This is a genomic window from Nocardia sp. FDAARGOS_372 (genome assembly GCF_002554515.1).
Lineage (GTDB): Bacteria > Actinomycetota > Actinomycetes > Mycobacteriales > Mycobacteriaceae > Nocardia > Nocardia farcinica.
The window spans coordinates 1,152,786-1,167,399 of sequence record NZ_PDDW01000001.1 but is presented as its reverse complement, the minus strand read 5'-3'; the positions used below and the strand labels follow the sequence as shown (position 1 = coordinate 1,167,399).

15 protein-coding genes are annotated in these 14,614 nt (G+C 71.3%); 6 read left to right on the top strand and 9 right to left on the bottom strand.

Annotation, left to right across the window (positions count from 1 at the left end; all coding sequences use genetic code 11):
• Positions 1-45: 45 nt before the first annotated feature.
• From CRM89_RS05905 to CRM89_RS05875, 7 genes are read right to left on the bottom strand one after another with little or no spacing between them, the layout of a single operon-like run.
• Positions 46-1,272 (bottom strand): cytochrome P450, encoded by a 1,227-nt coding sequence (locus tag CRM89_RS05905; protein ID WP_011209119.1) that lies wholly within the window; start codon positions 1,270-1,272, stop codon positions 46-48.
• Between the two features lie 10 nt (positions 1,273-1,282).
• Positions 1,283-2,383 (bottom strand): dihydrodipicolinate reductase, encoded by a 1,101-nt coding sequence (locus CRM89_RS05900; RefSeq protein WP_098083424.1) that lies wholly within the window; start codon positions 2,381-2,383, stop codon positions 1,283-1,285.
• 23 nt (positions 2,384-2,406) lie between these two features.
• A complete protein-coding gene (locus CRM89_RS05895; RefSeq protein ID WP_098083423.1) occupies positions 2,407-3,651 on the bottom strand; it encodes a hypothetical protein in 1,245 nt (414 codons plus the stop codon).
• 5 nt (positions 3,652-3,656) lie between these two features.
• The gene (locus CRM89_RS05890; RefSeq protein ID WP_011209116.1) at positions 3,657-4,208 is read right to left on the bottom strand and encodes a nuclear transport factor 2 family protein; all 552 of its coding nucleotides are present in this window, start codon (positions 4,206-4,208) and stop codon (positions 3,657-3,659) included.
• Positions 4,205-4,432, bottom strand: a complete 228-nt coding sequence (locus tag CRM89_RS05885; RefSeq protein ID WP_011209115.1) for a ferredoxin — start codon at positions 4,430-4,432, stop codon at positions 4,205-4,207. The genes CRM89_RS05890 and CRM89_RS05885 overlap by 4 nt, the downstream gene beginning before the upstream one ends.
• The gene (locus CRM89_RS05880) at positions 4,429-5,223 is read right to left on the bottom strand and encodes an SDR family oxidoreductase (RefSeq protein ID WP_060591515.1); all 795 of its coding nucleotides are present in this window, start codon (positions 5,221-5,223) and stop codon (positions 4,429-4,431) included. Before CRM89_RS05880 ends, CRM89_RS05885 begins: the two co-directional genes overlap by 4 nt.
• On the bottom strand, positions 5,223-6,428 hold the full coding sequence (locus CRM89_RS05875) for a cytochrome P450 (RefSeq protein WP_011209113.1): 1,206 nt from the start codon (positions 6,426-6,428) through the stop codon (positions 5,223-5,225). Before CRM89_RS05875 ends, CRM89_RS05880 begins: the two co-directional genes overlap by 1 nt.
• A 370-nt stretch (positions 6,429-6,798) precedes the next feature.
• Here CRM89_RS05875 and CRM89_RS05870 point away from each other — a divergent pair, with 370 nt between their 5' ends.
• The 5 genes from CRM89_RS05870 to CRM89_RS05850 are packed head-to-tail and all read left to right on the top strand — an operon-like array spanning position 6,799 to position 11,109.
• On the top strand, positions 6,799-7,185 hold the full coding sequence (locus tag CRM89_RS05870; RefSeq protein ID WP_098083422.1) for a carboxymuconolactone decarboxylase family protein: 387 nt from the start codon (positions 6,799-6,801) through the stop codon (positions 7,183-7,185).
• Positions 7,186-7,223: 38 nt separating this feature from the next.
• On the top strand, positions 7,224-8,084 hold the full coding sequence (locus tag CRM89_RS05865; RefSeq protein ID WP_011209111.1) for an LLM class F420-dependent oxidoreductase: 861 nt from the start codon (positions 7,224-7,226) through the stop codon (positions 8,082-8,084).
• 2 nt (positions 8,085-8,086) lie between these two features.
• Positions 8,087-9,361: a glycosyltransferase family 4 protein gene (locus CRM89_RS05860; RefSeq protein WP_098083421.1), complete on the top strand. Its 1,275-nt coding sequence runs from the start codon at positions 8,087-8,089 to the stop codon at positions 9,359-9,361.
• Positions 9,348-10,076: a methyltransferase domain-containing protein gene (locus tag CRM89_RS05855; RefSeq protein WP_011209109.1), complete on the top strand. Its 729-nt coding sequence runs from the start codon at positions 9,348-9,350 to the stop codon at positions 10,074-10,076. Before CRM89_RS05860 ends, CRM89_RS05855 begins: the two co-directional genes overlap by 14 nt.
• Positions 10,063-11,109 carry a prenyltransferase gene (locus CRM89_RS05850; protein WP_011209108.1) on the top strand — a complete coding sequence of 349 codons (1,047 nt, stop codon included), beginning with the start codon at positions 10,063-10,065 and terminating at the stop codon, positions 11,107-11,109. Before CRM89_RS05855 ends, CRM89_RS05850 begins: the two co-directional genes overlap by 14 nt.
• An 18-nt stretch (positions 11,110-11,127) precedes the next feature.
• On the opposite strand, the gene CRM89_RS05845 is transcribed toward CRM89_RS05850, so the two are convergent.
• Entirely contained in the window at positions 11,128-11,784 is a 657-nt protein-coding gene (locus tag CRM89_RS05845; protein ID WP_098083420.1) for a class I SAM-dependent methyltransferase, read from the bottom strand.
• 61 nt (positions 11,785-11,845) lie between these two features.
• Here CRM89_RS05845 and CRM89_RS05840 point away from each other — a divergent pair, with 61 nt between their 5' ends.
• Positions 11,846-12,424: a TetR/AcrR family transcriptional regulator gene (locus CRM89_RS05840; protein ID WP_098083419.1), complete on the top strand. Its 579-nt coding sequence runs from the start codon at positions 11,846-11,848 to the stop codon at positions 12,422-12,424.
• 3 nt (positions 12,425-12,427) lie between these two features.
• Here CRM89_RS05840 and CRM89_RS05835 read toward each other — a convergent pair whose 3' ends face one another.
• Positions 12,428-14,530: an MMPL family transporter gene (locus tag CRM89_RS05835; protein ID WP_172964447.1), complete on the bottom strand. Its 2,103-nt coding sequence runs from the start codon at positions 14,528-14,530 to the stop codon at positions 12,428-12,430.
• Between the last annotated feature and the right edge of the window lie 84 nt (positions 14,531-14,614).

Sequence of the window (14,614 nt, the reverse complement as noted above, 5' to 3'; positions counted from 1 at the left end):
AGCGCCGCGACCCCTCGATCGCGGCGCTTCGCCGGTTCCGCAGACCTATTCGTAGGCGACCTGCCAGCTCTTGATGCCGTGGATCCAGCCGTTGCGCAGGCGGACCGGCTCGGCGAGCTGGCGCAGGTCGGGCATGGCGTCGGCGATGGCGTTGAACATCAGGTCGATTTCGAGGCGGGCTAGGTTGGCGCCGACGCAGTAGTGGGTGCCGGTGCCGCCGAAGCCGACGTGCGGGTTGGGGTTGCGGCCGATGTCGAAGGTGAACGGGTCGTCGAAGCCGTCCTCGTCGAAATTGGCCGAGCCGTAGAACAATCCGACGCGCTGGCCGGCCCGGATGGTCTGCCCGCCCAGTTCCACGTCTGCGGTGGCGGTGCGCTGGAAGACGGTCACCGGGGTGGCCCAGCGCACGATCTCGTCGGGCGCGGTGCGCGGGCGTTCGGCTTTGAACCGCTCCCACTGCTCGGGGTGGTCGACGAAGGCCTTCATGCCGTGGGTGATGGCGTTGCGGGTGGTCTCGTTGCCCGCCACCGACAGCAGGATGACGAAGAAGCCGAACTCGTCGGAGGCCAGCCCGTCGCCGTCCACGTCGGCGTGCACGAGCTCGGTGACGATGTCCTCGGCCGGGCAGGCTCGGCGCTGTTCGGCCATGTTCCAGGCGTAACCGAGGATTTCGGCCGAGGCCATCGCCGGGTCGCCGTACTCGGGGTCGTCGTAGTTGAGCATCTGGTTCGACCAGTCGAAGACCTTGCGGCGGTCCTCCTGCGGCACGCCGAGCAGTTCGGCGATCGCCTGTAGCGGCAGCTCGCAGGCGACCTGTTCGACGAAATCGCCGCTGCCCGCCCGCTTCGCCTCGTGCACGATGCGTTCGGCGCGTTCGGTGAGCGCGGCGCGCAGGCTCTCCACCGCCCGCGGGGTGAAACCCTTGGCGATGATCCGGCGGATCTTGGAGTGCTTGGGCGGGTCCATGTTCAGCAGCAGCGCGCCGGTCTCGTTCATCTGCTGCGGGGTGATGTCGCCGGGCAGCCGGATGATGGAGCCCTTGAGCTGGGAGGAGAAGAGTTCCGGATGGCGCGAGATCTCCTTGATGTCGGCGAGCTTGCTCACCACCCAGTAGCCGCCGTCGTGGAAGCCGCCGGAGTCCGCGTCGGACTGCGGATTCCACCAGACCGGCGCGGTGCGGCGCAGCAGGGCGAACTCCTCGACGGGACGGCGCCGGGCCCACAGGCCGGGGTCGGTGAAGTCGAAGCCCGGGGGCAGCGACGGTGCGCTCATGGGGTACCTCCTAGGAATGCGGGTGGTCGCCGGCGGGAGCGGCGGCGCGGTGCACGGGCCCCGCGGCGACACCACCCAGCAGCGGCAGGTCGAGATAGGTGCGCACGCCCGGCTCGGCGGCGACCACGGCGGGCACGGAGTTGACGCAGTGCATGGCCGTGGCGACGATGCCGGGATGCCGTGCCAGGCCCGCCGTGGTGCTGTGCGCGTGCATGCCGGTGATCACCGCGTGCGTGCCGGGGTCGCCGACGATCCGGATGTCGTAGCGTTCGCCCCCCGGACCGAACCGCCACGGCGGGTCGAGGTCGTCCTCCCCCATCAGCCAGTTCACCCCGACCGTCACCACCGCCGCGCCGTCGACGGTGCCCTCCCAGCGGATGCGCTGTCCGGCCACCAGGCCGGGTTCGATGACCCCGATCGGTGATTCGATGGGCGCGGTGGCCACGGCGACCTCGTGCACGGTGCGCACCTCGTCGTCGAGGGCGAATCCGAGCGCGTCGGCGATCATCCGCACCGACTGGCCGTAGCCGCCGGCGAGCATCGCCGCCATGTGTCCGCCGGTCGCCTCGGCCGGGGTGGCGCCGAAGCGCATCCATTCGCGTACCACATCGGGGGCGCCGTAGGTGCGGATGTCGGAGTACTCGTGCGCGTGCACCTCGGTGATCGAACCGGAGAACGCCGAGAGCACGATCGGCAGCTTGTCGGTCATGCCACCGGGGTGGATGCCGGTGCCGTGCAGGGTGACGCCGGCCTCCCGGCACACCGCGTCGAAGCCCGCGCGTTGCTTGCCCGCCGGATGGAACCAGCCCAGCGGGGTGACGAGGTTCTTGCCGGAGCGCAGGATCGCCCGCATCACCGCGGTGTCGGCCGTCATCGGACTGTAGATCACGCAGTCGGCGGGCAGCGCGAGCAGGGCGTCGGCGTCGGTGCTCGCCCGCACCCCGATCTCGGCGCGCCCGACCAGCGTGCCGAGATCCCGGCCGTCCTTGTCCGGGCTGTGCACCCACGCCCCGACGAGTTCCAGGCCGGGATGGTCGAGGACGCCCTCGATCGCGGCGCGCCCCACCCCGCCGGTGGCCCACTGGATGACCCGCAGAGGTTGGTCTGCCATCGGCTCTCGCCTCGCTCTCTCGCTCACACCACGGTGAGCGGCAAAGGAATTCCCCGGTCGGTGAACTCGAAGGCCGCCCCGGTGCTGAACCGGGTGACGGCCACCTCGGAGGCCTCCCGGAACGGCCGGTCGGCCAGGGTGAACTCGACGGACAGGCCGTCGGCGGTGTCCTCGCCGGTCGCCACGTATCGCGGGTCGACCGCGCGGGCGAGCGCGTCGAGCGGCTGCAGCTGCCCCGCGGTCAACAGGGCGGGCCAGGTGCCGTCGGTCTGCGCGCCGCTCGCCCGCGGAATGTGCAGGCGCACCCGCTCCCCGGCCTCCTCGATCTCGATTCCGGTGTAGGGCAAGGGATTCAGCGCCGGATGCACGCGCAGGACGGCGGCCAGCGCGGCGGCGTCGGTACCCAGCCCGAGGCAGCGGCGCAGTCGTTCCGCGGTGAGCCCGGCGATGCCGGTGAACTGTTTGCGCGCGATCACCGCCGCCTCCTCGGCACCGGTCCTGGCGCGTACGGCGATCAGGAAACCCATCGTCAGCAGGTGCTGTTGCAGGCACACCTCCTCGGCGATGCGCACCAGCGCCGAGTGGGAGAAGTCGGCGAAGCGCAGATCGCTGAGCAGCGGACCGGAATAGTCGGCCTGTCCCTCCTCGGTCGGGTCGATCGGGGCCAGGTCCAGCCGGGCGGCCGCCGATCCGGCGAGCAGCCCGGCGTTGGGCGGCACCGGCGGCGGGACGTGCGCGGCATCGATGGTGACCGTCCACGCGCACACCGGCACCCGGCCCGCCGGGTTGCGGGGCGGGCGGTGGATCGGGCGGACCTGGGCGTGCGGGTTGGTCGCCAGCGCGGTGGCGTCGAAGGTCGGGTCCTCGATGTCGTGACACATCGAGACCACGAACTCCTCCCCCATCGGTTCCACGTCGGCGAGCGCGCCGCAGTGGTCGAGCCAGAACTCGCCGTGATCGTGGTCGTCGACGCGGAACCGGAAGTCCATGAACTGCGGCGGCGCGCCGATGTCGAGTTGCAGGCCCTTGAAGATGGTTTCGACGCTGTCGCCACGAAAGTTCAACGCCGCCTGCATGCGCCGGGTGTAGACCGGGCTGGCGGTCTGCCACTCCTCGATCGCCACCTGCGCCATCCCCTCGCGCCCGAACGCGGCGATCGAGTACGCCATGCCCGACCGGTCGATGAGGTGCCCGCACAGCAGCAGTTCGGGCACCAGTGCGGCCAGGGTCTCGCGGGCGAGCGGGCGGAATCGGCTGGACTCGCTCATCGCACTCACCAGAGCGGGACCGGCGACTCGCCGATCTTGTACCAGCCCGGCAGTCGCGTGCCGGAGGTGGAGCGCTGGATGCGCTGCTGCATGCCGGGCGAGAGCGCGTCGGCGGTGATCATCTCCAGGAACAGCGCCGAGACGTTGCCGAAGTCGAAGAAGTCACGCTGCCAGGACCATTGGAAGTTGCCGCCGTAACGGAACCAGCTGCCGCCGATGCCGTTGACCGTGTAGTGGCTGCCGTCCGGGCGGGTGGCGTCGGCGACCTGCTTCCACAGTCCGATCACCGAACCGCTGCGGTCGTCGACCACGAACTCCTGGTACGGATAGGTCCAGCCCTCCAGGCCGAGCATCTCCTGTCCGAGGGCGAGCTCGCGGATCTCCGCCCGGCCGACCGCCATGAACTCCTGGGTTGGCCCGTAGTTCCAGCCGTAGGTGGCGTCCTCGGTGTACAGCTCGGCCAGCGGCTTCCAGTCGCCCTTCTCCTCGCATCGCTGGTTCTCCGCGACCCAGCGGCGCACCATCTCGTCGAGTTCTTCGCGCTCGTAACCCGTCATCGGTGTGTCCCTTTCGCAGTGGAATCGTCCTCGTCCTCGACGAGCGACAGAGCTTGGGTGGGGCAGTAGCGGACGGCGTCGGCGACCTGCGCGCGCAGCCCCGGACCTGGGGCGGGATCGAGGATCTCGACCTGGCCGCGCTTGGGCACCCGGAACACCTCCGGCGCCTCGGCCTGGCACATCGCGTGCCCCTGGCACAGGTCCAGGTCGACCACAATCCTCACGAGTCCGCCTCCGGCCGCGGCTTCAGGGGCGCTTCCGGCTGCACCTCCACCAGCACCAGGTGGGCGCCGCGCGGCGCGCTGACCACCGCGACCACCGCGTCGGCCAGCTGCGACGCCCGCAGGAAGTACGGGTGCCGGGCGAAGCCCCACTCCTGCCAGGCCTCCAGCATGGGCCCGACGACCTCCGGCGCCGAGGTCATGCCCATCCCGGTCTGGGTGGGCCCCGGCCGCACCAGCGACGCCCGGATCCCGGTGCCCTCCAATTCCATCCGCAACTGCACCGCCATCGCCTCGACACCGGCCTTGGCCGCGCTGTAGGCGCCGGTGTGCGGGCGCGGGTGGTCGGCGCAGTCGGAGCTGATGAGCACGATGTCGCCGCGCCGGCGCGCCGTCATGCCCGGCAGCACCCGGTGCACCATGCGGTGCGCGCCGACCAGATGCACCTGCACCTGCTTCACGAACTGGTCCGGCGCCATCTCCCCCACCGGCCCGAATTCGATGTCCCCGGCGCCGGACACCAGCATCTCGGTGGGCCCGTGGGCGGCCTCGGCGGCGGTGACGAACGCGTCCACCGAGGCGTCGTCGGTCACGTCGAGGCGGTGCGCCAGCGCGGTGCCGCCGTCGGCGCGGATCTTCCCGGCGATCTCCTCGCACAGCTCGACCCGGCGGGCGCCCAGGGCGACGGGGTGTCCGAGCGCGGCCAGCGCCACGGCCGTGGCGGCGCCGATGCCCGAGGACGCGCCCGCGATCAGCGCGGGCCTGCGCGCGGGATGGGGGTCGAAACGGGGCATCAGTGCACCTCCACGGTGATGGGCAGGTGGGCGAACCCGCGGACGTTGGTCGAGTGCACCCGCTCGATGCCCTCGGTGACCACGGTGTAATCGGTGACGCGCGTGGCGAATTCGCGCAGCGCGACATTGGCCTCCAGCCGGGCCAGGTGCGCGCCGAGACAGAAGTGCACGCCCGCGCCGAAGCTGGCCAGCGCGCTGGTGTCGTGCCGGTCGATGCGGTAACTGTCGGCGTCGTCGAAGGCCGCCGAATCCCGGTTGGCCGAGCCGATCAGCAGCAGCACCTTGGCGCCCGCGGGAATGGTGCCGCCGTGGTAGTCGATGTCGGTGGTGGCGCTGCGGGCGACCATCTGACTCGAGGTGTCGTACCGCAACGTCTCCTCCACCCAGTCCGGTACCCGGTCGGGATCGGCGGCGACCTTGGCGTACTCGGCGGGGTTGCGCGCGGCCCAGTAGACCGCGTTGCCCAGCAGTTTGGTGGTGGTCTCGTTGCCCGCCACCACCATCAGGAACATGAAGCCGATGATCTCGTCGTCGGAGAGCGAGTCGCCGTCGATTTCGGCGTCGAGCAGGGCCGAGGTGAGGTCGTCGGTGGGGTCGGCCCGACGGTCCTTCACCATGTCGGCGTAGTAGCCGACCAGCCGCAGCGAGGCGTCGATCGCCGCGTCGGGCACGTCCAGCACGCCGTCCTCGCGGTGCACGACCAGATCGGCCAGCCTGCGGATCTCGGCGCGGTCCGGCTCGGGCACGCCCATCAGCTCGGAGATGACGTCCATCGGCAGCTTGCCCGCGAACTCGTCGATCCAGTCCAGCCGCCCGCGCTCGAGCGCGGGCTCGAGGTAGGACAGCGTGATCTCGCGGATTCGGGTCTCCATCTCGGCGACCCGGCGCGGGGTGAACCCCTTGTAGACCAGTTTGCGCATGCGCATGTGCCGCGGGTCGTCCATCGCCAGGAACGACATGGTGCGATGCGCGTGCGGGCCCCAGGCGGCCGGGTCGAGCGAGACGCCGTTGGCGCTGGAGAGCCGGGTGGCGTCACGGAAGGCCGCGGTGACGTCGGCGTGCCTGGACAGCGCCCAGAAGTCCAGCTCCGGATTGTGGTAGAGCGGCGCCTCGGCGCGCAGCCGCGCGTAGACCGGATAGGGATCCTCGTGGAAGGCGTAGTCGTAGGGGTCGAAGATCACCGGTTCCGACGATGCCGCCGTCATCGCGCGCACCCCCATTTCGATAACAGGTTCTTCCGGGGCGGCGGCCCCGTGACGCAGCGTGGAGACAGATAGCTGGACATGTGTCTGGACACTACCACCGACACTATTCCATAACAATGGGAACGTACGATCACTCCATGAAACCGCCGCGGCGATGCGCCGCGCAGCGAAATCGCACTACCGGACGACCGCGAAAAACAGGAACATGTTCTTGCGGTTCATGATCAGTTCGGACTATATTCCGAACACCTGTCCAGACAGCGCAGGAAAGCCGCGGACCCCGCCCCGCGGCTCCCCCGGGCCCCAGGAGTGACCGCATGCGGCGTACCACCGAGCACACCGTCCGCACCGGCGCGCGGATCGCGCGGCCATGACCGCGCCGCACCCGCCCACCGGCGCCGAGAACCCCGGACCGACCGTGCGCGAGCGCGGGCTGGCCAAGATGGCCGAGGTCTACGGCTTCGACTTCGCCGACGGCACCGACGAGCTCTTCGCCCTGACCGCCGACCACCTCTTCGCCGGCATCTGGTCGCGGCCCGGGCTGAGCGTGCGCGATCGCAGGTTGCTACTGCTGGGCGCCCTCACCGCGGGTGGCCTGCCGGACGTCGCGAGCATCCAGGTGAGCGCCGCGCTGCACAACGGGGAGTGCACCGGCGAGCAGCTGCACGCGATCGCCCGATTCCTCGGCACACAGCTCGACCCCGCGCAGGGCGACGCACTCGACGAGGTCGTCACCGCCGCGCTCGGGCGCGCGTGACGCACGACCGGACCCAGCACAGACAAGGCAGCACACCCATGCGCTTCGGCATCGTTCTCTTCACCAGCGACCGCGGGATCACCCCGGCCGCGGCGGCCCGCGCGGCCGAGGATTTCGGCTTCCACTCCTTCTACGTTCCCGAGCACACCCACATTCCGGTCAAACGCGAGGCCGCGCATCCACAGACCGGTGACGCGAGCCTGCCCGACGACCGCTACATGCGCACCCTCGATCCGTGGGTCTCCCTCGCCATGGCGGCCGCGGTCACCGAACGCATCGAACTGGCGACCGCGGTCGCGCTGCCGGTCGAGCACGACGCGATCACCCTCGCCAAGACCATCGCCTCACTGGACCACCTCTCCGGCGGCCGGGTGCTGCTCGGCGCCGGATTCGGCTGGAACACCGACGAACTCGCCGACCACAAGGTGCCCGCGGGCAAGCGCCGCACGGTGTTGCGCGAATACCTCGAGGGCATGCGGGCGCTGTGGCGCGACGACGAGGCCGAGTATCACGGCGAACACCTCGACTTCGGTCCCAGCTGGGCCTGGCCCAAGCCGGTGCGCCGCGACGTGCCGGTGCTGATCGGCGCGGCGGGCACCGAGAAGACCTTCCGCTGGATCGCCCGCTCGGCCGACGGCTGGATCACCACCCCGGGCGAAACCGACATCACCGACCGGCTCGCGCTGCTGCGGTCGATCTGGACGGAAGCGGGCAGGCCGGGAGCGCCCCGGGTGGTCGCACTCGACATCAAACCCGACGCGCAGCGGCTCGCGGAATGGCGGGCCGCCGGAGTGACCGACGTGTTGTACGGTTTGCCCGACAAGCCCGAGGAACAGGTGCGGGCCTATCTGGAGCGCCTGGCCGCCAAACTGGCCGTCCCGGCCGGGGAAGGGAACTGAGCGTGCGGATCGCCCTGCTGTCCTACCGGAGCAAGACCCACTGCGGCGGACAGGGCGTCTACGTCCGCAAGCTCAGCGCGGGGCTGACCGAACTCGGACACGAGGTGGAGGTGTTCTCGGGTCAGCCGTACCCGGAGGACCTCGATCCGCGGGTGCGCCTGACCGAGGTGCCCAGCCTCGACCTCTACCGCGAGTCCGACCCGTTCCGCACCCCGCATCCGCGCGAGATCCGCGACCGGATCGACCTGTTGGAGCTGGCGACCATGTGGACCGCGGGCTTCCCCGAGCCGCGCACCTTCAGCCTGCGCGCCGCGCGGCTGCTGCGCGAGCGCGCAGGCGACTTCGACGTGGTGCACGACAACCAGTGCCTGGGCAGCGGGCTGCTCGACATCGCCGAGTTCCTGCCGGTGGTGGCCACCGTGCACCACCCCATCACCCGCGACCGCGCGGTGGACCTGGCCGCCGCACCCTGGCGACGCAAACCGCTGGTTCGGCGCTGGTACGGCTTCCTCGGCATGCAGCAACGGGTCGCGCGCAGGATCCCCGACCTGGTCACCGTGTCGAGTTCGTCGGCCGCCGACATCGTGGCCGACTTCGGCGTCGACCCTGGCCGGCTCAACGTGGTGCCGCTCGGCGTGGACACCACCCTGTTCGCGCCGCGGGCGGCCCCGCGGGTCGCGGGCCGCATCGTCGCGGTGGCCAGCGCCGACAAGCCGCTCAAGGGCGTGGCGCATCTGCTGCGGGCCTGCGCGCGGCTGCGGGTGACCCACCGGATCGAACTGCAGCTGGTCGCCAAGCTCGAACCCGAGGGTCCCACCGAGAAGCTCATCGCCGAACTCGGCCTGTCCGACATCGTCACCGTGCGTGCCGGCCTCAGCGACGCGGACTTGGCCGATCTGCTCGCCTCGGCCGAGATCGCCTGCATCCCTTCGCTGTACGAGGGCTTCTCGTTGCCCGCGGTGGAGGCGATGGCCAGCGGCACGCCGCTGGTGGTCAGCCGTACCGGCGCGCTGCCGGAGGTGGTCGGCGAACCGGGGGTCTGCGCCGATCTGATCACCCCCGGCGACGCCGACGAACTGGCCGCCGCCCTCGGCGCGCTGTTCGACGCGCCGTTGCGCAGGCAGGCGATGGCCACCGCCTGCCGCGAGCGGGCCGTCTCGGTGTTCAGCTGGGAATCGGTCGCCGCCCAGACGGCCCGGATCTACCTGCGTGCCATCGCCCGTACCGGGAGCCGCGCACTCGACAACGCCCAGGAGGTTCCTCGTGCTCACCGTTGACTTCGACCGGCTCGCACTCGGCCCGGGCACCCGGGTGATCGACGTCGGTTGCGGCGCGGGACGGCACTCCTTCGAGGCCTACCGGCGCGGGGCCGACATCATCGCCTTCGACCAGAACGCCGACGACCTCGCCGGGGTGCAGACCATGTTCGAGGCGATGGCGGCCGCCGGCGAGGCGCCCGCCGGCGCGAACGCGCGGACGGTGCGCGGCGACGCCCTGGCACTGCCCTATCCCGACAACCACTTCGACGTGGTGATCGCCTCGGAGATCCTCGAACACATCCCCGCCGACGACCAGGCCATCGCCGAACTGGTGCGGGTACTGGAACCGGGCGGCCAGCTGGTGGTGACGGTGCCGCGCTGGCTGCCCGAGCGGGTGTGCTGGGCGCTGTCGACCGAGTACCACAGCAACGAGGGCGGGCACGTGCGGATCTATCGTGCGGACGAGCTGCGCGACAAGATCGCCCGCCGCGGCATGCGCTTCGTGCACCGCACCCACGTGCACGCCCTGCACGCGCCGTACTGGTGGATCAAGTGCGCGGTCGGCGTCGAGCGCGATCATGCCCTCGTGCGCGCCTACCACCGAATGCTGGTGTGGGACATGATGTCCCGTCCCGCGGTCACCCGGGTGGCCGAAGCACTGCTCGATCCGCTCATCGGCAAGAGCGTCGCGTTGTACTTCGCCAAGCCGGCGGTGCACCGTGCCGCCGTCTGAGCTGCCCGGCGTCCCGTGGGCGCTGACCCGCTCACAGTGCCACCGCACCGGCGCCTCGATCGCGGCCGCGCAGGAACCCACGGGCGCGATCCCCTGGTTTCCGGGCGGGCACACCGACCCGTGGGATCACGTGGAATCGGCGATGGCCTTGACCGTCACCGGTTTCCGGGACGAAGCGGTCGCCGCGTACCGGTGGTCGGCCGAGACGCAGCGGCCGGACGGGTCGTGGCCGCGCCAGTTCCGCGCCGGGGTGGTCGAGGACGGTGGCGCCGAGACGAACTTCTGCGCCTACCTGGCCACCGGGGTCTACCACCACGTCCTGTGCACCGGTGACCTGAATCTCGCCGCGGAGCTGTGGCCGACCGTGCGCGCCGCCGTCGACTTCGTCCTCGCCGCCGCCGGTCCGCAGGGCCAGATCTATTGGGCGGCCGACGAACACGGCGGTGTGCTCGCCGAGGCCCTGGTCACCGGGTGCGCGAGCATCCACCACAGCCTCGGCTGCGCCGTCGCGCTGGCCGAGCTGATGAACGATCCGCGCCCGGAGTGGGCGCTGGCCCGGCACCGGCTCGGCGCGGCACTGCGGCATCGACCCGACCTGTTCACCCCGAAGGACCGCTACTCGATGGACTGGTACTACCCGGTCCTCGGCGGAGCGCTGCGCGGTCCGGCGGCGGTGGCCAGGATCGATGCGCGGTGGGACGACTTCGTGGTCGGCAACATCGGCATCCGCTGCGTGGCCGACCGGCCCTGGGTGACCGGCGCGGAAACCTGCGAGCTGGTGATGGCGCTGGACGCGCTCGGCGACGACGACCGCGCGCACCGCCTGTTCGCCGCCATGCAGCACCTGCGGGAGAACGACGGCTCGTATTGGACCGGCCTCGTGTTCGCCGACGGCAAGCGCTGGCCCGAGGAGCGCACCACCTGGACCGCGGCCGCGGTGGTGCTGGCCGCCGATGCGCTCTCACGCACCACCCCCGCCAACGGACTGTTCCGCTCGACCGCGCTCCCGGTGCCGGCGCCGGTCGGCGTCTGACCGACACGGGCGTCCCGGTCAGGAATCGCCGGTTCGTTCCAGCACGCGCAACGAGCCGGTCGCGCTCACCTCACGGAATTCGCCGCTGTCGAGCGCGCGTCGGTAGATGTGATACGGCGGGCGCCCGCCGTCGGCCGGGTCGGGAAAGACGTCGTGAATGGCGAGTGCCTTGCCCACCGCCACGAATTTCGCCCAGCCGGAATAGTCTGCCTGCGCCGCTTCTTCGGTGTGTCCGCCGTCGATGAAGAGGAAATCCAGCGGCGCGCCCCACACCGACGACAGTTGGGTGGACGAGCCCACCAACGCGACGACGGTGTCGCCCAATCCGGCCCGCAGGACGGTGCGACGGAATTCGGGGAGGGTGTCGAAACACCCGGTTTCGGGATCCACCAGGGAACTGTCGTGGTATTCCCAGCCCGGCTGGTGTTCCTCCGAACCGCGGTGGTGGTCCACGGTGTAGACGGTCGACCCGCACGCGCGCGCGGCCGCGCCGAGCAACAGCGTGGATTTTCCGCAGTAGGTGCCGATTTCGACCAGCGGACCGCCCGCGCAATACCGCGCGGCGGCCGCGTGCAGCGCGCGTCCCTCGTCCTCGGGCAGAAATCCGCGCACCGACCGGGAAATGTCGAACAATTCGGCTTCCGAGACCGCAGACCCGGCGCTGAGCTGCGTCATGAACTGACCGTTCTCCCTCGAATATTGCTGTTCAGGAACGACAATAGTAGCATCTAGACACATGTCCGAACGCGATTCCATCACCCTCGAGGCGACGCGCAGGCGGCTCAGCGGCAAACAGGCCGACACCGTCGACAAGCTCACGCGCGCGGCGCTCGACGTGCTGGCGCGGGAGGGCTACGCGGGAATGACGATCCGGATGGTGGCCGCCGCGGCGGGCGTCGGCGCCGCCACCGCCTACACCTACTTCTCCTCCAAGGAACACCTGGTGGCCGAGATCTTCTGGCGGCGCCTGCGCGCGGCACCCGTGCCCGCGGCGGCCGGGTCCGACCGGACGGCGCGCGTGATCGCCGAATTGCGGACGATCGCCCTGCTGGTCGCCGACGAGCCCGAGTTGTCCGGCGCGGTGACGGGCGCGCTGCTCGGCCGCGATCCCGATGTGCAGCACCTGCGCACCCGCATCGGCGTGGAGATCCGCGGCCGGATCAGTGCCGCGCTCGCCCCCGAGCCCGACCCGGAGATCATCGAGTCGCTCGAGCTGATCTACGCAGGCGCGCTGATGCGCGCGGGCATGGGCCACGAGTCCTACGCCGACATCGCCGATCGCATCGTGCGCTCGGCGATGCTCGTCCTGCGCTGAGCCTCAACCGATTTCGGCACGCGGAGCCGGCACGTCACCGGTGTCCGTCGGGGCGTCGAGGCGGCTCGGCCACCACACCCGCGCGCCGACGAGAGCGAACAGCGCGGGCACCACCACGGTGCGCACCACGAAGGTGTCGAGCACGATGCCGATGCCGACCACGATGCCGAGCTGGGTCAGCGTGATCAGCGGCAGCACACCCAGCACACAGAACACCGCGGCCAGCACGATGCCCGCACTGGTGATCACCGGTCCGGTCGCCGAGACCGCGCGCACGATGCCGGTGGCGGTGCCGTATTCCGGCGCCTCCTCCCTGGCCCGGGTGACCAGGAAGATCGTGTAGTCGACCCCGAGTGCGACCAGGAACAGGAAGCCGAACAGCGGCACGGTGGTGTCCAGCGCCGGGAAGCCGAAGATGTGCTCGCTCACCAGGCTGCCGAGCCCGAGCGCGGCCAGCGCGCTGAGGACCGTCACCCCGATCAGCAGCACGGCCGCGGGCAGCGCGCGCAGCAGCGCCAGGAGCACCAGGAACACCACGGCCAGGATCAGCGGAATCACCAGCAGCTGATCGCCGCGCGCGGCTTCGGCGGTGTCGAGTTCCTTCGCGTCGCTGCCGCCGACCAACGCCTCGGCGCCGGGCACCCGGTCCAGCTGCGTGCGCAGGGCGCGGATCGTGTCGAACGATTCGGCCGAGGCGGGGGCGGCGTCGAGCACCACGGTCCAGCGGGCCAGCCCGTCATGGCCGGGGCCGGTGCGCATCGCGCGCGACACCCCGTCGGTGCCGTCGAGCGCCGCCTGCACGCCGGCGGCGGCCTCCGCGCGCGCCAGCACCACGGTGGGATCCGAAGCGCCGGAAGGGAAATGGGCCGCGACGGTGTCGAGCGCGTCCACCGATTCGGCGCGCACCCGGAACTGGTCGGCCTGGGCGAGTCCGACATCCGCGCCGAACAGCCCGGTGGCGCACACCAGCAAGGCGCCGAGCGTGGCCGCCGCGATCGGCAGCGGTCTGCGCACCACCGCCGCGGCGATGCGGTACCAGACCCCGGACCCCGCCACGTCCCGGCCGTCGACACGGGGAACGAACGGCCAGAACACCCGCCGCCCGCACAGGGCGAGCGCGGGCGGCAGCGCGATCAGCACGAACACCGCCGCCACCACCAGTCCGGCCGCGGCGAGCAGGCCGAGACTGCGGGTGTTGGGCAGGGTGGCCAGCAGCAGGGTGAGCAGTGCGAGTACGACCGTGACGTTGCTGGCGACGATCGCCGGGGCGCAGCGGCGCACGGCGGCGCGCAGGGCCGCGCGGTGATCCTCGGCGCGGTGCAGTTCGTCGCGGTAGCGGGAGATGAGCAGCAGGGCGTAGTTCGTGCCCGCGCCGAAGACCAGCACACTGGTGATCCCCGCGGTGGAGCCGTCGAAGGTGAGCCCGGTGAGCCGGGCCAGGCCGACGCCGACGCCGGCGGCGACCCGGTCGGCGTAACCGACGACGAGCAGCGGCACGAGCCACAACACCGGCGAGCGATAGGTGAGCACCAACAGCAGCGCGACCACCAGCGCGGTCACCACCAACAGGGTGACGTCGGCGCCGGCGAACGAGTCGGCGATGTCGGCGCCGAACGCCGGGCCACCGGTGATCTGGCCGCGCAGCCCCGCGGGCACGGCCTCGCCCGCCAGGGTGCGCAGCCGCTCGATCTCGTCGGTGAGGGCCGTGCCGTTCAACTCACCGGGCACCGGCACCTGCCCGAGAGCGACCTTGCGGTCCTCGGACACCGTGAGCCGATCCGGGGCGGCGCCCGCGTCCGTGCGCAGGCCCGCCACGGCGGCGCTCGCCGCGGCCACCTGGTCCTCGGTCAGTTCCGCGCCGTCGGGGCGGTCCAGCACGACGATGGCGGTGGCCACGTCGCCGCCGGGGAAATCCCGCAGCAGCCGCTGCACCTGCGCCGACTCGGCCGAGTCGGGCAGCGAGGTCGGTGCCTGTCCTGCCGAGTCGTTGGCGCCCACCAGGCCAAGCAGGGCGCCGGACGCCAGCAGCAGGGCGAGGAGCACGAGCCAGGAGCGCCGCCCGGTGACGACGGCGGCCAACCGATCCCACGGATTCACGTCGTCCACCTTCCCAGATCCGCCGTCCGCGCGGGTGCGCGGCCGGTGCCCCGGCGCGGCGCGCCGCGGGCCACTGTCGGATGTCCCGAAAAA

Coding starts and splice junctions, on each gene's coding strand:
- CRM89_RS05865 (WP_011209111.1), top strand. CDS start 7,224: ATGCGCTTCGGCATCGTTCTCTTCACCAGCGACCGCGGGATCACCCCG.
- CRM89_RS05890 (WP_011209116.1), bottom strand. CDS start 4,208: ATGACGGGTTACGAGCGCGAAGAACTCGACGAGATGGTGCGCCGCTGG.
- CRM89_RS05845 (WP_098083420.1), bottom strand. CDS start 11,784: ATGACGCAGCTCAGCGCCGGGTCTGCGGTCTCGGAAGCCGAATTGTTC.
- CRM89_RS05870 (WP_098083422.1), top strand. CDS start 6,799: ATGACCGCGCCGCACCCGCCCACCGGCGCCGAGAACCCCGGACCGACC.
- CRM89_RS05840 (WP_098083419.1), top strand. CDS start 11,846: ATGTCCGAACGCGATTCCATCACCCTCGAGGCGACGCGCAGGCGGCTC.
- CRM89_RS05900 (WP_098083424.1), bottom strand. CDS start 2,383: ATGGCAGACCAACCTCTGCGGGTCATCCAGTGGGCCACCGGCGGGGTG.
- CRM89_RS05875 (WP_011209113.1), bottom strand. CDS start 6,428: ATGACGGCGGCATCGTCGGAACCGGTGATCTTCGACCCCTACGACTAC.
- CRM89_RS05880 (WP_060591515.1), bottom strand. CDS start 5,223: ATGCCCCGTTTCGACCCCCATCCCGCGCGCAGGCCCGCGCTGATCGCG.
- CRM89_RS05905 (WP_011209119.1), bottom strand. CDS start 1,272: ATGAGCGCACCGTCGCTGCCCCCGGGCTTCGACTTCACCGACCCCGGC.
- CRM89_RS05895 (WP_098083423.1), bottom strand. CDS start 3,651: ATGAGCGAGTCCAGCCGATTCCGCCCGCTCGCCCGCGAGACCCTGGCC.